24 protein-coding genes, 1 tRNA gene, 1 pseudogene and 1 riboswitch are annotated in these 17,062 nt (G+C 71.1%); of the genes and pseudogenes, 12 read left to right on the top strand and 14 right to left on the bottom strand.

Annotation, left to right across the window (positions count from 1 at the left end; genetic code table 11):
- Positions 1 to 115 precede the first annotated feature (115 nt).
- Both F1D61_RS21280 and F1D61_RS21275 read left to right on the top strand, forming a co-directional pair.
- The gene (locus tag F1D61_RS21280) at positions 116 to 904 is read left to right on the top strand and encodes a polysaccharide deacetylase family protein (protein WP_246775452.1); all 789 of its coding nucleotides are present in this window, start codon (positions 116 to 118) and stop codon (positions 902 to 904) included.
- Positions 894 to 1,994, top strand: coding sequence for a glycosyltransferase family 4 protein (locus tag F1D61_RS21275; RefSeq protein ID WP_203153938.1), 1,101 nt, complete (start codon positions 894 to 896; stop codon positions 1,992 to 1,994). The genes F1D61_RS21280 and F1D61_RS21275 overlap by 11 nt, the downstream gene beginning before the upstream one ends.
- Positions 1,995 to 2,370: 376 nt before the next feature.
- Here F1D61_RS21275 and F1D61_RS21270 read toward each other — a convergent pair whose 3' ends face one another.
- Together F1D61_RS21270 and F1D61_RS21265 are read right to left on the bottom strand one after the other, a co-directional pair.
- Entirely contained in the window at positions 2,371 to 2,571 is a 201-nt protein-coding gene (locus F1D61_RS21270) for a hypothetical protein (protein WP_203153936.1), read from the bottom strand.
- Between the two features lie 456 nt (positions 2,572 to 3,027).
- On the bottom strand, positions 3,028 to 3,510 hold the full coding sequence (locus F1D61_RS21265; RefSeq protein WP_203153934.1) for an Lrp/AsnC family transcriptional regulator: 483 nt from the start codon (positions 3,508 to 3,510) through the stop codon (positions 3,028 to 3,030).
- 124 nt (positions 3,511 to 3,634) lie between these two features.
- Positions 3,635 to 3,719: riboswitch (ZMP/ZTP riboswitch) on the top strand.
- A gap of 32 nt (positions 3,720 to 3,751) precedes the next feature.
- Between F1D61_RS21265 and F1D61_RS21260 the strand changes: the two genes are divergently transcribed.
- Entirely contained in the window at positions 3,752 to 5,047 is a 1,296-nt protein-coding gene (locus tag F1D61_RS21260; protein ID WP_246775451.1) for a bifunctional folylpolyglutamate synthase/dihydrofolate synthase, read from the top strand.
- On the opposite strand, the gene F1D61_RS21255 is transcribed toward F1D61_RS21260, so the two are convergent.
- Genes F1D61_RS21255 through F1D61_RS21240 form a run of 4 tightly spaced genes read right to left on the bottom strand, consistent with a single transcriptional unit; the run spans position 5,044 to position 7,382 of the window.
- Positions 5,044 to 5,760, bottom strand: a complete 717-nt coding sequence (locus F1D61_RS21255; protein ID WP_203153931.1) for an LrgB family protein — start codon at positions 5,758 to 5,760, stop codon at positions 5,044 to 5,046. The two genes, F1D61_RS21260 and F1D61_RS21255, sit on opposite strands and share 4 nt — an antisense overlap.
- On the bottom strand, positions 5,757 to 6,140 hold the full coding sequence (locus F1D61_RS21250) for a CidA/LrgA family protein (RefSeq protein WP_203153929.1): 384 nt from the start codon (positions 6,138 to 6,140) through the stop codon (positions 5,757 to 5,759). The genes F1D61_RS21255 and F1D61_RS21250 overlap by 4 nt, the downstream gene beginning before the upstream one ends.
- Entirely contained in the window at positions 6,137 to 6,892 is a 756-nt protein-coding gene (locus F1D61_RS21245) for a glutamine amidotransferase (protein WP_246775450.1), read from the bottom strand. The genes F1D61_RS21250 and F1D61_RS21245 overlap by 4 nt, the downstream gene beginning before the upstream one ends.
- Before the next feature lie 7 nt (positions 6,893 to 6,899).
- Entirely contained in the window at positions 6,900 to 7,382 is a 483-nt protein-coding gene (locus F1D61_RS21240; RefSeq protein ID WP_203153926.1) for a TerB family tellurite resistance protein, read from the bottom strand.
- A gap of 290 nt (positions 7,383 to 7,672) precedes the next feature.
- On the opposite strand from F1D61_RS21240, the gene F1D61_RS21235 reads away from it, so the two are divergent.
- Positions 7,673 to 7,748 (top strand) — tRNA-Thr (locus tag F1D61_RS21235).
- Positions 7,749 to 7,839: 91 nt separating this feature from the next.
- On the opposite strand, the gene F1D61_RS21230 is transcribed toward F1D61_RS21235, so the two are convergent.
- From F1D61_RS21230 to F1D61_RS21210, 6 genes and pseudogenes are all read right to left on the bottom strand, one after another.
- Positions 7,840 to 8,850 carry a tyrosine-type recombinase/integrase gene (locus F1D61_RS21230; protein ID WP_246775449.1) on the bottom strand — a complete coding sequence of 337 codons (1,011 nt, stop codon included), beginning with the start codon at positions 8,848 to 8,850 and terminating at the stop codon, positions 7,840 to 7,842.
- 17 nt (positions 8,851 to 8,867) lie between these two features.
- Positions 8,868 to 9,008, bottom strand: a pseudogene (locus F1D61_RS35425) (helix-turn-helix domain-containing protein); the annotation flags it as partial.
- A 23-nt stretch (positions 9,009 to 9,031) separates the two neighbouring features.
- Positions 9,032 to 9,277: a hypothetical protein gene (locus F1D61_RS34380; RefSeq protein ID WP_246775448.1), complete on the bottom strand. Its 246-nt coding sequence runs from the start codon at positions 9,275 to 9,277 to the stop codon at positions 9,032 to 9,034.
- Between the two features lie 402 nt (positions 9,278 to 9,679).
- On the bottom strand, positions 9,680 to 9,901 hold the full coding sequence (locus F1D61_RS21220) for a hypothetical protein (protein WP_203153920.1): 222 nt from the start codon (positions 9,899 to 9,901) through the stop codon (positions 9,680 to 9,682).
- A complete protein-coding gene (locus tag F1D61_RS21215) occupies positions 9,891 to 10,310 on the bottom strand; it encodes a DUF4326 domain-containing protein (RefSeq protein WP_203153918.1) in 420 nt (139 codons plus the stop codon). The genes F1D61_RS21220 and F1D61_RS21215 overlap by 11 nt, the downstream gene beginning before the upstream one ends.
- Positions 10,307 to 10,573, bottom strand: a complete 267-nt coding sequence (locus F1D61_RS21210) for a hypothetical protein (RefSeq protein WP_203153916.1) — start codon at positions 10,571 to 10,573, stop codon at positions 10,307 to 10,309. Before F1D61_RS21210 ends, F1D61_RS21215 begins: the two co-directional genes overlap by 4 nt.
- Before the next feature lie 191 nt (positions 10,574 to 10,764).
- Between F1D61_RS21210 and F1D61_RS34375 the strand changes: the two genes are divergently transcribed.
- From F1D61_RS34375 to F1D61_RS21170, 8 genes are all read left to right on the top strand, one after another.
- Positions 10,765 to 11,649, top strand: coding sequence for a hypothetical protein (locus tag F1D61_RS34375; protein WP_246775447.1), 885 nt, complete (start codon positions 10,765 to 10,767; stop codon positions 11,647 to 11,649).
- Entirely contained in the window at positions 11,615 to 12,088 is a 474-nt protein-coding gene (locus tag F1D61_RS21200) for a hypothetical protein (RefSeq protein WP_348649377.1), read from the top strand. The genes F1D61_RS34375 and F1D61_RS21200 overlap by 35 nt, the downstream gene beginning before the upstream one ends.
- 84 nt (positions 12,089 to 12,172) lie before the next feature.
- The gene (locus tag F1D61_RS21195; protein WP_203153914.1) at positions 12,173 to 12,871 is read left to right on the top strand and encodes a TIGR02594 family protein; all 699 of its coding nucleotides are present in this window, start codon (positions 12,173 to 12,175) and stop codon (positions 12,869 to 12,871) included.
- Positions 12,871 to 13,122, top strand: a complete 252-nt coding sequence (locus tag F1D61_RS21190; protein ID WP_203153912.1) for a hypothetical protein — start codon at positions 12,871 to 12,873, stop codon at positions 13,120 to 13,122. The genes F1D61_RS21195 and F1D61_RS21190 overlap by 1 nt, the downstream gene beginning before the upstream one ends.
- Positions 13,123 to 13,171: 49 nt before the next feature.
- Complete coding sequence (locus F1D61_RS21185) at positions 13,172 to 13,492, top strand: hypothetical protein (protein WP_203153910.1); 321 nt, start codon at positions 13,172 to 13,174, stop codon at positions 13,490 to 13,492.
- Between the two features lie 145 nt (positions 13,493 to 13,637).
- Entirely contained in the window at positions 13,638 to 14,333 is a 696-nt protein-coding gene (locus F1D61_RS21180) for a hypothetical protein (RefSeq protein ID WP_203153908.1), read from the top strand.
- A gap of 36 nt (positions 14,334 to 14,369) precedes the next feature.
- Entirely contained in the window at positions 14,370 to 14,969 is a 600-nt protein-coding gene (locus F1D61_RS21175) for a hypothetical protein (RefSeq protein ID WP_246775446.1), read from the top strand.
- A complete protein-coding gene (locus F1D61_RS21170) occupies positions 14,941 to 15,333 on the top strand; it encodes a hypothetical protein (protein ID WP_203153906.1) in 393 nt (130 codons plus the stop codon). Before F1D61_RS21175 ends, F1D61_RS21170 begins: the two co-directional genes overlap by 29 nt.
- Before the next feature lie 803 nt (positions 15,334 to 16,136).
- On the opposite strand, the gene F1D61_RS21165 is transcribed toward F1D61_RS21170, so the two are convergent.
- Entirely contained in the window at positions 16,137 to 16,607 is a 471-nt protein-coding gene (locus F1D61_RS21165; RefSeq protein WP_203153904.1) for a GNAT family N-acetyltransferase, read from the bottom strand.
- 42 nt (positions 16,608 to 16,649) lie between these two features.
- Positions 16,650 to 16,901 carry a hypothetical protein gene (locus F1D61_RS21160; protein WP_246775445.1) on the bottom strand — a complete coding sequence of 84 codons (252 nt, stop codon included), beginning with the start codon at positions 16,899 to 16,901 and terminating at the stop codon, positions 16,650 to 16,652.
- Positions 16,902 to 17,062 lie beyond the last annotated feature (161 nt).

Below are 17,062 nucleotides of genomic sequence, written 5' to 3'. Positions count from 1 at the left end.
GCGGGCCGAACGGCACGCGCGATCGGCCGCCATCGACGGGGTTTCCCCGGTCTACGTGATTTTCTTGGATTGTCCCTGCACTGGGCCGGTCTCACCTACGGCGGACGTCTTTTCGATGGTGGCGGACGGGATGCTGCACTCCCTCAAGACCCTCGCCCGCGACAATCCCGTGGTCCGGGCCCTGCTGCTGCGCGGGCTTTCGCGCTGGCGGCGCCTCACCCATGCCCCGCCGGGCCTCTACACCCTGTGCTACCACCACGTCCCGGAGCGTCATCGCGCCGGGTTCGCGGCGCAGGTCGCCTTCTTGCAGCGGCACGGCCGCTTCGTCGGGGCGGACGAGGCGGTGGCGCTCCTGTCGTCCGGCGAGATCGCGCGGGAGCGGCACTTCCTCGTCACCTTCGACGACGGCTATGCCGACACGGTCGAGGTCGCCTTGCCGGTCCTGCGCGCCGCCGGGGTGCCGGCGATCCTGTTCCTCGTCGGCGACTGGCTCGATGCCCCCCCGGAGAACCCACCCGGCCCCTATGCCGGCCGGGCCCTGGTGGACGACTGGCTCGCCGCCGGGATGGAGATCGGCTCGCACAGCGCGAGCCACGCCCGCATCGCCACCCTCGACGATGCCGAGGCCGAGCGGGAGATCGCCGGGTCGCGGACCGCGCTCGAAGCCGCCCTGGGCCGGCCGATCCGGCACTTCGCCTGCCCCTGGGGCGTCGCGGAGCGCGATTACCGGCCGGGCCGCGACCCCGCCCTGGCGCGCGGCGCGGGCTACACCACCTTCTTCACCACCCGCCGCGGCGTCGCCACCGGCGCCGACGATGCTTTCGCGATGCCCCGCCACGTCCTCGAGCCGGAATGGCCCCTGCACGAGCTCGACGCCCTGATGGGAGCCCCCCGTGCCCGCTGAGCGTCCCGTCGTGGTGGTGACCGGCGCGCTCGCCCCCTACACCCAGGTGCTGTACCGGGCGCTCGCCGCCGCCCTCGACCGGCCGCTCACCGTGCTCGCCTGCGCGGCCCGGGAGCCCGCCCGGCAATGGGACCTGGCGGCGGCGGACGGCTACCGCTTCGCCGTGCTGCCGGGCCTGCGCTGGCACCGCGACGCGGTCCGCAACCTCTACGTCAATCCGAGCGTCGTCCCGCGCCTCGCGCAAATGCGGCCCTCGGCGGTGATCCTCAACGACTTCTCGCCCACCATGGCGATGGCAGCGCTGACCGCCCGGGCCCTGCGCATCCCCTACGCGATCCGGACCGACGGGGTACCGGAGACCGATCCCGGCGCCCGGTCCGCGGCGCACCGCGTCTTGCGCCGGGTGATCGTGCCGGGCGCCGCCTTCGGCCTCGCCGCGAGCGAGGGCAGCCGGACTTTGCTCTCCTCCTACGGGCTCGCCCCCGAGAGAATCCACCGCGCACCGCTCTTCCCGGCCTGGGAGCCCGCGCCGCCCCTGCCCGATCCCGAGACCCGGCCCTACGACGTCCTGTTCTGCGGCATCCTCAACGAGGAGGTGAAGGGCGCGCGGTTCTTCACCGACGTGATGCGGGCCTGCGCCGCCGCCGGGCGCCCGTTGCGGGTGCGGGTGGCCGGCGATGGCCCGCTCCGCGCCGAGATGGCGGCGCGCCTTGACGAGGCCGGCATCCCGGCCCGGTTCGACGGCTACCTCGCGCAATCGGCCCTGGCCGAGGCCCATACCTCCGCCCGGCTGCTGCTGTTCCCGAGCCGCGGCGACGTCTGGGGCATCGTGGTCAACGAGGCGTTGCAGAGCGGCACCGCCGTCCTCGCCTCGCCCCATTCGGGCGCCGCCCGCGAATTGCTGGAGGCCCGCGGCTGCGGCACGGTGCGGCCGCTGGATGTCGCGGACTGGGCGGGCACGACGCTGGCGCTCCTCGACGATCCCGGAGGGCGGGCGCGCCTGCGGGAGGCGGCGGAGCGGGCGCTGCCGGATGTCTCTCTGGCGCGCGCGGTCGAGGCGTATCGGGCGGGGTTGGCGTCGGTGGCGTGAGGCGAGCCTGTCGAGCGCGCGCGACCCCTTCCCGCAGAGAGCGGGGCTGCCCGGGTAGAATCCCTTTAAGAATCAAGCGTGGGATCCCCTTTCCCGTGTGGGAGAGAGGTAGGGGTGAGTGTCACGTTCTTTCCCCTCCCCCTTGTGGGGAGGGGTCAGGGGTGGGGGTGGTGCAGAAGGCACCGCTCAGGCTTCTCCGGCACCACCCCCACCTCCAACTCCTCCCCACAAGCTTGAGCGATCTCGGGCAAGCCCGAGATCGCCTGGGGAGGAGAGGCGCGCTACCTCCAAAGGGGAAAGCACTCAGACCGAGATGTGTGAATACGCTAGCCCGCAGAGGGGGAGGGTTCGGACGAGTACCGTCACTATCTCAGCCTCACACCCCATTCCGGTCCAGCCCCGCCGCAGCGAGCAATGCCTGGTCGAGGCCGTCGGCGCCGGCCGACAGGGCCTCGCGCAAGGCCGCCTCGTCGGCGTAGATCATCACGTCGCAGGTCGGATCGCTCCCGAGATGCAGGCAGGTACGGATCGCGTAGCCCTGGTCCGGGGTGCGGTAGAGCGTCTGCGTGACCGGCACGGGATCGCCCGGCGGGCTCGTCGTCCGCCCGATCGGAACCGCGAACAGGCTGACCGGATCGAGTGCGGTCGCGCCAGGCGTCTCACCGGGAGCCGCTTCCCGGGATCGATCCGGATCCCGCCGCGACGGTGACGGCGTTCGCCGGAGAGGCTCATGACGATCGGGGTCACGACGACGAGAGTCTCGGCGGTCAGGCATCGTCATCCCTCTGTCTCGGAAATCGGGCAATCATCTCGAAGAGTGTCTGTCGGATTGCACCTCGCGCGCGCGATCTTCATTCACTGCGACAACTTCAAGTTTCATTGCCGTGTCGGGGCGGTCCGGATGGATTGTCGCTCCACGTCGGGATCATAGCCTAACGCGGCCGTCACCATACCTTCATTCGCGGGCATGACTGGCGTCAACAGGCAGTCTTCACGGTTAAATTGTACGCAGGCGGCGCGAGCGGCCGCGTCGTCACGCGTCCGGCGCGGCTCCGTCGAGGGGTGCGATCGGCTCGTCCTTGATCTGGTCGAGGGCGAGCGCGGTCCGCACGGTGCGCACGTTGGGCAGGCCGGTCAGATGGCCGACGAGCTGCTGGAAGGCGCCGAGATTCGGCGCGACGCATTTGAGCAGGAAATCGGTCTCGCCCGAGAGCGTCCAGCATTCCCGCACCATCGGCCAGTCGCGCATCTGCGCCGCGAAGGCGGCGAGCTCCGCCTGGCCCTGCGCGGCGAGCTGCACCATGGCGAAGCACACCACCTCGTAGCCCAGCGCCTTCGGCTCCAGCAGGGCGCGGTAGCCGCGGATGATCCCGGCCTCCTCCAGCGCCCGGACCCGGCGCAGGCAGGGCGGCGCCGACAGGCCGACGCGGCGGGCCAGCTCCACGTTGGTGATGGAGCCGTCGGCCTGCAGCTCCCGGAGGATCGCCCAGTCGATGGCGTCGAGGCGGGCGGGCAAGGTGGCGGGCGATCCTGGCGGCGGGAGGGAGCCCCGGTGAGTACCCGCCCGCCGGGGCCGGCACAAGGTGACGCGACGGCGAACGAGCGTCGGTTGCCCGCCGCCGGCTCGTCTCTTATGGGGGGCTGTCCCGCGTGACTGGCGAGGTTCAAGGTGGTCCAACCACCGGGGAGCGCGGGACGTCGCTGCCGCTCGCCTGGGCACCCTCCCCGCACCGCTCGACGGGTGACCCGTGACGCCGATGTTCTCGCCCCCGCTCTCCGACCCGTCTCCCCTGCCCGCCACCCTGGACCGCCTCGACCGCCTGACCGACTGGGAGAAGCGGCCGCGGGGCGGGATGCGGGTCGGGCTCGCTCCGATGCGCGACCTGCTGGCCCGGCTCGGCGCGCCGCAGGCCTCCTTGCGGGTGATCCATGTCGGCGGCACCAAGGGCAAAGGCTCGGTCTGCGCGCTGATCGAGGCCGGGCTGATGCGGGCGGGCCTCCGGGTCGGACGCTACGCCTCGCCCCACGTCGAATCGGTGACCGAGCGGGTCTGCCTCCAGGGCCGGCCGGTCGCGGATGCCGCCCTCGCGCGGGCGCTGACCCGGGCGCTCGACGCCCACGAGGCGGCGCGCCGCGACGGCACGGCGGGCGCGGACGCGACCTGGTTCGACGTGCTGACCGCCGCCGGCCTCGCGATCTTCGGCGAGGCCGGGCTCGACTGGGCGGTGATCGAGGTCGGGCTCGGCGGGCGCCTCGATTCGACCAATGCGGTGGATGGCGAGGTTGCGGTCGTCACCAATGTCGGCCTCGAACATACCGAAATTCTGGGGCAGACCCGCGCGGCCATCGCGGCCGAGAAGGTCGGCATCCTCAAGCCCGGGGCGGCCCTCGTCACCACGCTCGACCCCGACGACGAGGCCGGGGCGGTCGCCGCCGCCCGCGCCGCCGCGCTCGCATGCCCGATCCTGCGGCCGGCGATCCCGCCGGGCGCCCCGATCGCCGAGGAGAACGCGGCCCTCGCCGGCCTCGTCCTCGACCATCTCGGCCGCCGCGGCGCGCGCGGGCGCGACTGCCTCCCGTTGCGCGCCGCTCTCCTCGACGCGGAAGCCCGTGCCGGCGCCCGCCTGCCCGGGCGGCTCGAACGGCGGACGATTCCAACGGCGGCCGGCCCGGTGCCGGTGGTGCTCGACGGCGCCCACGTCCCGTTCAACCTCGCGGCGGTCCTGCGCGACCTCGCCCGCGCGCCCGACCTCTCCGGCCCCTGCATCGCGCTCGTGGCGATGGCGGCGGACAAGGATGCGGCGGGCTTCCTCTCGGCGCTCGCCCGGTCCGCCGAGGCGGTCGTCTGCACCGAGATGCCGGAGCGGCGCGGCCACGGCGCCGCTGCGCTCCGGGCGCTCGCCGCCGCCGCGGGTCTGGAGGCCGAGGCGATGGCGACCCCGGAGGCCGGCCTCGCCCAGGCGGCGGACCTCGCGGCGGCGCGCGGCGGCTGGCTTCTGGTGACGGGCTCGCTCCACCTCGTCGGGGCGTTGCGGGGATCGACGCAGGCTTAGCGCAGGAATCCCAGCGCCAGCGGCACCAGCACCGCGGTGAGAAAGGCGTTGAGGCCCATGGCGATGCCCGCGAAGGTGCCGGCGACCTCGCTGACCTGGAAGGCCCGGGCGGTGCCGATGCCGTGGGCGGCGAGCCCCGCCGCGAAGCCGCGGGCGCGGTAATCCGTGATGCCGAGACGGTCGAGGAGCGGCGTCACCATGATGGCGCCGAGGATGCCGGTGAGGATCACCAGCACGGCGGTCAGCGTCGGGTCGCCGCCGAGCGCCGAGGTGATGCCCATGGCGACGCTGGCGGTGACGGATTTCGGCGCCAGCGCGATCAGGATCGGGTCCGGCACGCCGAGGAGCTTCGCCGTGCCGATGCCGGTGACGAGGGCGGCGGTGGAGCCGACGAGAAGCGCGGCGAGCATCGGCACCAGGACCCGCGTCACGGTCTTGCGGTGCTCGTAGAGCGGGATCGCCAGCGCCACCGTGGCGGGGCCGAGCAGGAAGTGCACGAACTGCGCGCCCTCGAAATACACCGAGTAGGGCGTGCGGGTGACGACCAGCACCAGGCCGACCATCCAGATCGCGTGCAGCACCGGGTTCGCCAGGGGGTGGCGCCCGGTGGCGGCGGAGACCCGGTCGGCGACGACGTAGGCCGTGAGCGTCACGGTGAGCCACAGGAGCGGCGTACGCGACAGGAACACCCAGAGGGCGAAATCCCCGGTCATCGCCCGGTCCGCTTGGCGACGAACTTGGCGACGGTGGAGAAGGTCAGCACCGTGGCGACGAGGGCGACCGCCGTCGAGACCACGAGCGAGACCGCAAGCGCAAGGCCGTGGGCGGCCAGCACGTCGAGCCGGCCGATCACCCCGGCGCCCGCCGGCACGAACAGCAGCGAGAGATGGGCGAGCAGTCCCTTGCCGGTGCGCTCCAGCGTGCCGTCGGTCAGCGGCGCCGGCAGCCCGCCGGGCCGCCGGTCGCGCAAGGCGAGCACCGCGAGGAGCAGGGCCATGCCGACCACCGGGCCCGGGACCGGCAGCGCGAAGGCGCGGGCCAGGATCTCGCCGGCGAGCTGGCAGAGCAGCAGAAGGGTCAGGCTGAGGATCATGATGCGGCCTGCGGGCTCCCCGTCCCGGCGAGCCAGTGGTCGAGGAAGGCGTCGAGCCAGGCCACCACGCGGCCGTCATGCATGAACCGGCCCTCGATCTGCCGCGCCCGGTCCTGCGCGCCGGGCAGGCGCAGGCGCTCGGCGGCCCGCACGGTCCAGCAGCAGATCATCGCGTGGGTGACCTCGGGGTGGAACTGCAGGCCGAAGGCCGACGGCCCGACCCGGATCGCCTGGGTCGGAAAATCGTCGCCGGTGGCGAGCGTGTCGGCGCCGGACGGGCAGGTGAAGCCCTCCCGGTGCCAGTGATAGACGTGGGACGGCCAGGGCTGGCCGATCTCGCCGGCGAAGTCGCGCCCCGCCTCGGTCGGCAGCAGGGGATAGTAGCCGATCTCGGCCCGCCCCTTGGGATGGGCGCAGACCGTGGCGCCGAGGCACTTCGCCAGCATCTGCGCGCCGAGGCACAGGCCGAGGAACGGGCGCTCCTCGCGCAGGGGCACCTCGATCCAGTCGATCTCCCGGCGCACGAAGGCGTCGGGGTCGTTGGCGCTCATCGGCCCGCCGAAGATCACCGCGCCGGCATGGTCCCGCATCGTCTCCGGCAGCGGGTCGCCGAAGCGGGGGCGGCGGATGTCGAGGGGGTAGCCGCGCTCCTGGAGCAGCCGGCCGAGGCGGCCGGGGGTGGATTGCTCCTGGTGCAGGACCAGCAGCACGGGCCGGCGTCCGGGCTCCGGCATCACGACGGAACTCACCATCGCCGAATCACCGGGCCGGCACCTGCTGCGCCGGCAGCCCCGCCAGGGCGACCGCCCGCGTGGCGGTGATCGCGGCATCGTCGAAGCCGAGGAGCTGGCCGACGCGCCAGACGAGGTCGTCCTCGAATTCATGCACCTGCCCGTCGGCGGCGGCGACCGCCCAGGCGAGGCCGAGGAGGCCGCGCCGTTCCTCCTCCGGCACGTCGCGGCCGATCAGCTCGACGAGCTCGGCCACGTCGCGGGTCTCGTTGTCGAAGCTGATCGCCCGCTCGATCAGCGCCCGCGCCCCCGCCTCGGTGGGCGCGAAGCGGTGGATCAGCAGGCGCGCGAGCCGGTCGCGCTCCACCGCCGCGAGCGTGCCGTCGACCCGCGCGACGTGGACGAGCAGGGTCACGGCGGCGAGATGCTGCTCCGCCTCCGGGTCGGGCGGCGAGGCGGGCGTGCCGAACATTTCGGCGGCATAGGCGCGAAGGCGGGCGATCAGGGGCATTCCGGGGATTTCGCGAGGAGGTCTTGGCACTTGCGGTTGACCCATGGTCCGGAATCGGCGGCCCACCGTCAAGCGCCCCGGGCGCCTGACGGCGGCGCCGAGCCCTGCATCCGCGGTCTGCGCCGCCTCAATCCCCGGACGGTCCGGCGCGGCATCGCGGACCGCCCCCATGGCCGAGGACCCCGTCGAGAGCCTTGCCAAGGAGAGCCTTGCCAAGGAGAGCCTTGCCAAGCCCCCGCCCCGCGGGTATGAGGACGCCACTGACCGCCGGCCCAGCCGACCTGGTCGACGCCGCAATAGCTCAGCTGGTAGAGCACCTCATTCGTAATGAGGGGGTCGGGGGTTCGAATCCCTCTTGCGGCACCATTCTCTTCAAGCACTTAGGCTTCGATCTAGTGTTTGCGCAGGGGTTCACCAGAACCCTTGAACCCCAGACGACCGTCCCAACAGGTTCAGATCATCCCACCGTTCGCAGCCGGGGCCGCCCGACTTCGAGCGCTTGCGACGCTCTTCGCAGGTGCGTTGGGCTCAACTTGGCGTAGACCCTCTGCGTGATTTTGTCGTCGCTGTGACCAAGGTAGGTCGCGATCTCGCTCATCGAGGCGCCATCCTCCGCCATCCAGACGGCCGCCGAGTGCCGCAGCACGTGCGGTGACAGGCCGACAATCTTCGCCCGCGCCGCCGCCTTGCCGAGCGCGGTCCGAACGCTCTTCACCGGCTCGCCTGCCCACTCGATGACATGGTCGGTCCGAGCGCCCTCCTTAGCCGCGAAGAGCGCGGCGCGAACCGTGTCCGTCATGGGGACGGTCGCTCGCCCCTTCCTTGGCCGCAGGGCATCCTTCACGCCGAGGTAGATCAGGTTACGCTCGAAATTCACGCGGTCCCATGTGAGCTCCAGGATGGCTGCGTTCCTTCCCGCCGTGGCGATGGCGAGGTGCAGGTAGAGCACGAGGTGCGGCGTGCTCGCGGCCGACAGCAGCGCGTCGAATTCCGCCCTGGTCAGGTGCCGCTCCTTGGGCGTCGAGGCCGGCGGCATTTCCATGGCTGGCGCCTTGGTGATCAACCGCGCCTTCTCGGCCCAGAGCAGGGCGGTGCGCAGTTGGTTCATCTCCGTGCGGATCGAGCCGTTCTTCCGGCCCAAGGCGCTGCGCTTGGCGATGTAGGCGCGGCACACCTTGATCGTGATGTCCTCTGGCTTCATGTGCCCGAAGAACGGCAGAACGATCCGGCCTGAGGCGGCCATGTTCTTCGCGATCCGCCGTCCGGCCTTGTCGGCGCAGTAGGCCTCCCACAGTTCCTTCACAGTCGGATCGACGGGGCGCGTCAGTTCCGCGACGACGCGGGCGAACTCCGCTGCCGCGCTTGCCGCATCGCGGCTCTTAAGTCCCTGGCGGCTAATTCGCTTTCCGCCTTCGTAGGCAGAGCAGGCCCACCCTCCTCGGAACCGCTGCAGCTTGTACTCTGGCATCGCTCGTAGTCCTCGATCGCTGACCCCTTGATGCGTAGAAGTTTGCCGCCGAGCCGGAAAGCTTCGAGTTCGCCGTTGGTGATGAGGTTGCGCACGTGGGCGGCCGAGCACTTCCAGCGCTTCGCGACCTCGTCCGGGGTGTAGGTGTCGCTCGCCACGTCAGTCTCCTTTTGGGGTAGGGCTAGTGCAGTCCGCCGGAGCCGCCGTCGACCTCGGCTTGCGCGCGGGCCAGGAGCGCGAGAACAGTCGGCACCTCGGCCAAGGCCTCGGCCATCGTCTGCCCAGTGCAGAGCAGACCGCGCGGGTTTGGCGATGTCACAACAAACATCCCGGATGGGCATTCCTCGACCCAGAGCGTCAGCCGCTCACCATCGGGAGCCGGGCCGTTCTTCGTCTGGTCGGGCAACGCAGCTTCGTTCTCGGTCATCCTCTACCCCTCCTCTTGTTCTGGGGCCGGGGCGGTGGGGCGGGGCCGGCGCGCCAGGGCAACCCGGGCTCGGGTGCCGCCATCGGCGTCCAGAGCCTGCCGGCCGGCATCGCCCTCCGAGTGGACGAGGCGGCAGAGCCGCGCCTGTTCGCCGTACCAAGACAGCGCATCGCGAAGCATGGCGTTGTCGGCCTCGACCTGCGCAATGCTGGCCGGCTGTGCGGGAGCGCCCCAAGCCCGGCCACGTAATCGCGCATTTCCATTGCCGCCATGTCGAGGTGCATCCGCAGCGTCTCGGCCGGCACCCACCGAAGAGCAGGGTCTGTCGCCATGCCGAGGCGGGTCAACTCGCCGTCGATCATGCGGACACGGCGGCGGATCTCGTCGAGTTGCTGGTTGAGGTCAGTCATCCTCACCTCCCTGGACCGGGATACCGGAGGCGCGGGCGCGGGAGAGAAGAACCCGGTTTGCTGCCTGGATCGCCTCGACGAATGCCGGGCCCGGTCCCATTTTGCCGCCGTGCCGCGGGCGCCACGTATCCCACGCTGCGGCGATCATCTCGGGGTCGGGCCGCTCCAGTCCTGCGATGAGGACGCGCAGCCCTGCCTTGGTGCTATCGGTCATGGGAGGGCTCCGGGATCGCTTCGCAGGAGAGGCCGGCGGCGAGTTCGAGCAGCACGTCGGCATGGCAGGGGTCGCCGGCCCGGCACCAGCAGGCCGCATTATGACCAGCGAGTCGCGGCAGACCGACAGTGCGCAGCCACTCGGGCCAGGCGTAGTGCAGGCCGTTCGCGTGAACGTTCCGGGCAAACTGGAGCCCGTCCGGTCCCATCTCGAAGCTCTGCGTCCCACCGCGGCAGTAGCGCCGGAATGCCTCGACCGCCTGCGCCGTGTCGGTAGCGTGGACGAACGGGTTCCCGAAGAGCGTGGGCCGCGCCACGTTGACAGCCGGCAGCCCGTTCATGGATCGGCTGTGCGCTTGGAGGTCAAAGCCCTTCCGGCGCGAGAGTTGGAGGCGGACAGGCTGAGTCACGACTGCCCCTCCCTCTTCAGGGTCGGGGTGGGGGCTTGGAAAGCCGCCGCCTCGAACAGGGCTGCACGGTTCGGCCGATCGGGGCTGGGCGGGATCCAGCCATCGCGCCGAGCCTTGGCGAACCGCACAGCCTGCCGGATCAGCTCGTCCCGGCAAGCCGATGTGGAGACCAGTCCGCAGGCCTCCCGCATGTGCGGCCACGCCCGGCGAATGTCGGCCGCCGTCACGGTGTCCGTGTCGAGGTAGCCGCGTTCACCGGTCATTCTCGACCTCCTGGGTGATGAGGGCGGGGAGGAGGACCGCCCTCCGGTACGTCCAGGACGGACGGCATGGTCTCTCCACCCTCGCCAGCAGCGCCCGCAGATCGTCAGCTCTCGACATGGGGTGTCTCCTGGGTGGGGGTGGCGAGACGAGCGGTTCGAGCCTCAAGCGCCCCGGACCACAGAATGTCGGCTTGGCCGAGCGTGAGGCCGCAGCGCTCGCCAGCACGCTGGAGGTCAACGAGTTGTACGGCCTGGGTCTTGGCGCGGTGCAGGTCGTCTCCAAGAGCCGCGAGGCGATCGAGGCTGCGAAGGTGGGCTGCCTGGGCTTCGGCGCGGCCGGCATTCGCCATGGCAACCTCGGGACAGGCGCCGGGGCGCTCCCCCCTCTTGCGCTCGCTTTCCGCGAGGGCGGCTTCGGCTGCCTTGGCCCGCTTCACGGCCTCGCGGCGTTGGCGCCACAGCCGCAGCAACAGCGTGTCGCCCGGCCACTCCTCCAGCATCCGCATGGTCCAGAGATCCGCGTCACACTGGACATCTGCCGCCTCGCGACGCGCCTTCACCATGGCGCCGCGCAGGCCACCCGCATCGTCCAGGATCACCTTGCGCCGAAGCTCGGTGCCGAGCGGGCCGGGTTTGAAGCCGATGGCGGCCAACAGCGCATCGCGATCGGCTTCTGCCTCGTCACGCTCCCGCGTCAGGCGGGCGATCGTCTGCTCGGTGGCGCCGGCCGCAAGCCGGGCGCCATCACGCAGAAGACACGCGAGGCGGCTGAGCGGCTGATCGCCGACGGCCTGACCCCGCTCGACTACATGCTCGGCGTGCTGCGCGGCACGATGCCCTACGACCAGCACCGGTTCACGGCTGCCGAGAAGGCTGCTCCCTTTATGCACCCCCGCCTTGCCTCGGTGCAGCACGCTGGCCCCGGCGGCGGAGCCATCCCGATCGCCAACGCCGACCTGACCAACGCCTCACCCGAGCAGCTTGATGCCCTCGAAGCTTTCTTCGGTCGCCTTGCCGGCGCCGCCGGCGGTGCTGCTGAGGATGGTGAGGGAGGAGAAGGCCCGGCGGGCGGCTGAGCGCGAGCGGCAGGCGCTGGCGCAGGATGCGGAGCGGATCCGGGCCCGGTGCCAGACCCTGGCGGGCTTCGTGCGGGAGGCGTGGCATGTGCTCGAACCGAACACGCCGCTCGTCTGGAACTGGCACCTCGATGCGATCTGCGCCCACCTCGAGGCGGTCTCAGACGGGCGAATCAACCGGCTCCTCATCAACGTCCCGCCCGGCTCGTCGAAGTCGCTCCTGACCTCGGTCCTCTGGCAGGCATGGGAGTGGGGGCCGCTCGGGCGTCGCTCGCTCCGGTACCCGGGTGCCCGATGGACGTTCTGGGGCGCGAAGGTGGCCTCCGGGTCGTGGCGCGGTCGCGCCGGGCGCACGATGATCTGGAACCGCGCCCTTCTGCCTGCTGAGATGAAGAACCTCATGCAGCAGTGGCGCGACTATTACGGCGTGCTCGTCTGATGGCCGCGCCCGGTCCGCCAGCTACGCGAACCGTGATCCGGCCGTAGGCGGCGCCGCACCACCCACGACAATCTGGAGATCCTGATGACGATCGCTGAGATCCAGCGCGCTCTGATCGCGCGCGGCTATGACCTCGGGCCGGGCGGCGCCGATGGTGACGCCGGCCCCCGTACCATCACAGCCGTGACCGCGTTTCAGCGCTCGGCCGGCCTCGTCGCGGACGGGATCGCCGGGCCGCTCACGGTCAAGGCACTGGGCAGCGTCGATCTTACCGAGCGCCGAGCCGAGCCCGAGCAGCCGGCGTGGCTCGCCCTAGCGGCGCACGAGGTTGGCACTCACGAGGGCGTCGGCAAGGCGAACAATCCGGTTGTGGTCCGGTACTTCGCCGACGCCGGCTTCTCCGGGGTCAAGGACGACGCCACCGCCTGGTGTGCGGCTTTCGTCGGAGCCATGCTGAAGCGGGCGGGTCAGACGCCCTCCGGCAGCCTCGCAGCGCGGTCCTATGAGACATGGGGCGTCGGGCTGAAGGATCCCGCCCTCGGCTGCATCGCCACCAAGAAGCGTGCGGGCGGCTCCTGGCAGGGTCACGTCGGCCTGGTCGTCGGCGCCAACGCCTCGACCATCTACCTGCTCGGCGGGAACCAGGGCGATGCTGTGTCGATCGCTGGGTTCAAGCGGTCCGAGTTCACCTCCTTCCGCTGGCCGGCCGATATGCCGCTGCCGGTGGCGATGAAGCTCCCGACCACGATTGCTGGCGCCCGGTCGGGCGTAAGCGAGGCATGATGCGCGCCCGCCGCCTCACCCCGCCGAACGAGCCGGTCCTGCCGGCCCGGCTCACCGGGCCGATGCCACTCGGCGACGCGCAGGACCCGCCGGTGGACGCCCTGGCACTCGCTGCCGCGCGGGAGATCGGCGACCTCTGCACGCTCCAGCCCGGCGCCCTCCGCACGGCCCGCATCCAGATCCTTGTCGCTGCGGCGATCACCGAGGCGCTGGACCGGTGCCAGGCGCTCGGCGGGCGGCGGACGCGATGACCAACCGCCCGGGATTTCCGGGTAGTTCACCCCTCAACAGGAGAGCGCAATGCGACGCTGGCTCGCGAAGCTGATCTGCCCGGAAGCCTTCAAGGAGGCGGCCGACACCGCAGACCGCCTGCAATATCTCCGCCACAGCCTCGATGAACTCAAGCAGTGGTGCGGCTACGGTTTTCCTGAAATCGCTGCGGCGGTCGAGTGGACGCAGAAATCCGAACGCGTTCACTTCATGCCGCTCGCGGAATACGACGCCGCGGTGGCTGAGGCGCAGAAATCCGGCAACTGGTCGCCCATCATGGTCGGTGGCATCGACAAGTTCCGCGACGAAATCAGCACGCGCTTCGACCGGCGCCCGGGCCGCGCCGCCTGACCAACCCTTCGGAATTCCCGAAGGGTTTGCCTGCGCAGGCCGGGCGATCAAATACCCGCGCCGGCCGGGCCAGCCGAGCACCTTGTCCCTTCTGCCTCCTCAGATGAGGCCGGAAAACGGGACATCCCCCACCAGGATCATCAACATGCACCGCATCATCCTCGCGGCGCCGGCGCTCGCCTGCGTCTGCTCTCCCGCCATGGCCGGCGCCGGCCCGATCGCCGAGATGCTGCCCATCGGCGGCAACCCGGCCCACGGCCTCGCCTTCGGCCTCGTGCTCATCGGCGCGCTCGCGCTGGCCGGCGGCGTCTGCCTCGCTGCCCGGGTCCGGCCGCCCATCCTCGGCATCCTGGTCGCGGCGCTGATCGCCGTCATCGCCGGGCCGGCGTTCGCCGCCGAGGTCGCCACGGTCGGCGGCACGTCGGTCGATCTACCCTGGGGCGCCTGGCTGGCGGCGGCGATGCCCTCGGTCGCCTCGGTCGCCGTCACGATCCTTGGCGGCGTCGCCTCGGCCGCACTCGCGAAGCTGGCGCCCTGGGCGACGCTCTTCATCAGCCAGAAGCGTATCGAGGCGACGATCCAGACCGGGCTGGACTACGGCATCAACGCCGTGCAGGGCGCCACCAAGGACGCCAAGCTGACGGTGCCGGTCGGCTCCCAGGTGCTCGCCGTCGCGCTCCAGCGGATCATCGACAGCACGCCCTCCAAGATCATCGATGCGGTGGGCGGTCCGGCCGAGATCGCCAAGCGGCTGTTCCGGGCCATGCACCTCGACGAGAATTCGTCCGCGGCGCTGATCCTGGAGCCGATCCTGGCGCGCCTGCCGGCGACGGTGAAGTAGCTCCCGCCACCAGCCAGCAGCATCAGGAGACGCGCCATGCGCTTCAACCGCGGTCGCTGCTGGCTGGCTTACCTCGCCCCCTGGCATGACGGAACGATGCTCCACTACGATCCCGATCCCGTCCTCAACGAGCGCATCCGCCGCGCCGTCCGCTACGGACAGACCCGATGGGCCGAGGTGTGGCTGAGCGCCATCATGGTCACGGTCGGCCTCGTGATCCTCTCCCCGGCGCAGACCTTCGTCGGGCCGCAGTGGCGGGTGATCGCCTCGTTCGTGACCGAGGCGCAGGCCGGTACGATCTCGGTCCTGGTCGGCTCGGCACGGCTCGCCGCGCTGATCATCAATGGGCGACGCGGTCGGGAAACGAGCTTCGTCCGTACCATCGGGTGCGTGGGCGGATTCGCTTTCTGGCTGGCGCTGTTCGTCGGCTTCGCCCTTGCCTACCCGCCGGCCAATATCGGCATCGCGATGTTCTCGGTCTTCGCCATCGCAGAGCTGCACTCCTCCGGCCGGGCCGCCTCCGACATGGCGGCCGAGGACACGTTCGGGCTGCGGAAGAGGCGGCGTGCGGCGGCCGAGGCGCAGGCTGAGGAGAGGAGGCGGCGCCTTGGCGGATCCGATTGCAACGCTCGATAGCTGGCCCGCCATCGCCATTGGCATCACCGCCGCGGTGGCCGGCGCTCTCGTCCCGATCAACGCCTTCGTGAAGACCATGCTGGATTACCGCATCGAGGCGATGAAGGCGGAGGCCCTGAAGCCCGAGACGGCCCGGGAAATCGCAGGGGCCACCGGAGGCGCGGCGGTCTTCGACAGCATCGCCATCGCGGATCTCACGACAGCCATCAAGGGCCTGACGGCCGCGATCGTCGCCGACACCGCCGCCGACCAGGCCGCCCATGCGGATCAGCTTACGAACGTGCTGTCGCGGCTCGTTCCCGTCCTCGAGCGGTTCGACGAGCGGGAGCCGCCGCCGACGCGACCCGGCCGGCAACATCGCTGATCCGGAACCCATCCCGCCTTCAGCCCCGCCGGCAGCCGCCGAGCGGGGCGTTTTTCGTTTCAGCCACACCCCTCTGAATGGGATTTGCGCAGGGGTTCAGTTGAACCCCTGGCGTCGCGTAAACGGTATGTGAGTTGCGCATGTAGCGGAACCTGTCGCGCACATAGCGCAAACGAATAATGAACATCAGCCGGGACGGCTTTTTCGTAATGAGGGGGTCGGGGGTTCGAATCCCTCTTGCGGCACCATTCTCTTCAAGCGCTTAGCCTGAATACTGCCGAGGGTGCAGCCCGGAAACCGTTCCGGGAGCGCAGAGCGACCCGTTGCATCCCAGGGCTCTCGCATCCGCAATCCGCGACAATCGGCTGCGCTCCGAGCCGGGCGCTTCGGTTTCCATGATTCGCCTCAGCCGCTCGGTCGAGGGCAGACTTTCGGCGGCCGGCCCCTGGCGACACCAACAGCCCGTTCAGGCTCGGCAGAGTGGTTCTCGGCGATGGCCGTGCGGCCATTTCGGGTGCTGGACCGGCGCAGCAACGGACTTCGCCGCCGCACTCGCGGTCGTCGAGGCTCGCCGGCGGCCCCCAACGAAGGCGATAGAGTTCGCACGAGTCATCCACCTGCGCCGTCTCGGGCTCGCGATGATCCATCGGGCCGAGGTTGCGAAGGTGTACCTCCGCCAGGATGCGGCGGATGCGCGTCGAGCGCGTCTCGTTGGATCCGCACCACGACCCGGAGCCTGCCCCCGCCCATCGGCGATCACGGTCCTCCTCCGCCTCGCCGTGCGGGGGCGGCGCTCCCGCCCGCTACGCCGGAAGGTCCCGCCGCATCAGGGCGTAGGTCCGGTCCCGGTAGGGAAAGCGCTCGACCGTGCGCCATCCGATTCCAGCGTAGAGCCCCTCGGCGGTGCGGGTGTAGAGCCACAGGGTCGCGACGCCGAGGGACGCGGCATGCGCCTCGACCGCCGCGACCAGCAAAGCGGCATATCCCCGGCGTCGAACCCGCGGGGCCACGAAGACGCCGGCGAGCCAGGGGGTCAGGTCGGGCCGCGGATCGAGGTCGTGCGCGGCCAGGCTCGCCATGCCGACGGGCTCGTCGTCGACGAGGAGCACGACGGTGCGCGGCATCGGGCCGGGGCCGGCGGCGCCCTCGGATTCAGCCGCCGTCACCTCGGCGAGGCTGCGTCCCTGGCCCTGCGCGAAGGCCTCCCAGCGCCAGCGCGCGGTGACCGGGACGAGATCGGGCCGCTCGGTGGTGGTGACGATCGCGTGAGGCATCGGGCGCTTCCCCCGGACCGGCTGGGCTGCGCGTCGCTCCGGTCAATGCCACCCTTGCCCGAAGCGGCCGGTCGAGTGCAGCAGGGTGTGCCCGCATTCGAGGCAGAGGTAGCGGGTCTCGACGCCGCCGCCGAACGCCTCGATCACCGGGGTCGAGGCCACCACCATCAGGCGGGCATGGGGCCGCTCCTGCCAGTGCGCGCGCATCTGCCCGCAGCAGGCCCGGCAGGCCGCGTCGTCGGCGCTCATCGCGGGCGGCGGCCCGAACCGGGTCTCGAAACTCTGCTGGGCCATGCGGCGTCGATCTCGTGCGGTTCGGGCCGCATCCGAAACGATCCCGGATGGAAGGCCCGTCGGCCCCACGGGATCTGCAAGAACGGGACCGGCGAGAAGGATGGGTTCGGGCGGGCGGAGGACCGTCCGCTCGGGGCGTGACCGGGCGGACAGGCGCCGGC

It is taken from the genome of Methylobacterium aquaticum, from assembly GCF_016804325.1.
Classification (GTDB): domain Bacteria; phylum Pseudomonadota; class Alphaproteobacteria; order Rhizobiales; family Beijerinckiaceae; genus Methylobacterium; species Methylobacterium aquaticum_C.
The sequence above is the reverse complement of the archived record's forward strand: the minus strand, read 5'-3'. Positions and strand labels throughout refer to the sequence as shown.

Coding starts and splice junctions, on each gene's coding strand:
- F1D61_RS21280 (WP_246775452.1), top strand. CDS start 116: ATGGTGGCGGACGGGATGCTGCACTCCCTCAAGACCCTCGCCCGCGAC.
- F1D61_RS21260 (WP_246775451.1), top strand. CDS start 3,752: ATGTTCTCGCCCCCGCTCTCCGACCCGTCTCCCCTGCCCGCCACCCTG.
- F1D61_RS21255 (WP_203153931.1), bottom strand. CDS start 5,760: ATGACCGGGGATTTCGCCCTCTGGGTGTTCCTGTCGCGTACGCCGCTC.
- F1D61_RS21250 (WP_203153929.1), bottom strand. CDS start 6,140: ATGATCCTCAGCCTGACCCTTCTGCTGCTCTGCCAGCTCGCCGGCGAG.
- F1D61_RS21245 (WP_246775450.1), bottom strand. CDS start 6,892: ATGGTGAGTTCCGTCGTGATGCCGGAGCCCGGACGCCGGCCCGTGCTG.
- F1D61_RS21240 (WP_203153926.1), bottom strand. CDS start 7,382: ATGCCCCTGATCGCCCGCCTTCGCGCCTATGCCGCCGAAATGTTCGGC.
- F1D61_RS21230 (WP_246775449.1), bottom strand. CDS start 8,850: ATGCCAGAGTACAAGCTGCAGCGGTTCCGAGGAGGGTGGGCCTGCTCT.
- F1D61_RS34380 (WP_246775448.1), bottom strand. CDS start 9,277: ATGACCGAGAACGAAGCTGCGTTGCCCGACCAGACGAAGAACGGCCCG.
- F1D61_RS21220 (WP_203153920.1), bottom strand. CDS start 9,901: ATGACCGATAGCACCAAGGCAGGGCTGCGCGTCCTCATCGCAGGACTG.
- F1D61_RS21210 (WP_203153916.1), bottom strand. CDS start 10,573: ATGACCGGTGAACGCGGCTACCTCGACACGGACACCGTGACGGCGGCC.
- F1D61_RS21200 (WP_348649377.1), top strand. CDS start 11,615: ATGGTGAGGGAGGAGAAGGCCCGGCGGGCGGCTGAGCGCGAGCGGCAG.
- F1D61_RS21195 (WP_203153914.1), top strand. CDS start 12,173: ATGACGATCGCTGAGATCCAGCGCGCTCTGATCGCGCGCGGCTATGAC.
- F1D61_RS21190 (WP_203153912.1), top strand. CDS start 12,871: ATGCGCGCCCGCCGCCTCACCCCGCCGAACGAGCCGGTCCTGCCGGCC.
- F1D61_RS21185 (WP_203153910.1), top strand. CDS start 13,172: ATGCGACGCTGGCTCGCGAAGCTGATCTGCCCGGAAGCCTTCAAGGAG.
- F1D61_RS21180 (WP_203153908.1), top strand. CDS start 13,638: ATGCACCGCATCATCCTCGCGGCGCCGGCGCTCGCCTGCGTCTGCTCT.
- F1D61_RS21175 (WP_246775446.1), top strand. CDS start 14,370: ATGCGCTTCAACCGCGGTCGCTGCTGGCTGGCTTACCTCGCCCCCTGG.
- F1D61_RS21165 (WP_203153904.1), bottom strand. CDS start 16,607: ATGCCTCACGCGATCGTCACCACCACCGAGCGGCCCGATCTCGTCCCG.
- F1D61_RS21160 (WP_246775445.1), bottom strand. CDS start 16,901: ATGGCCCAGCAGAGTTTCGAGACCCGGTTCGGGCCGCCGCCCGCGATG.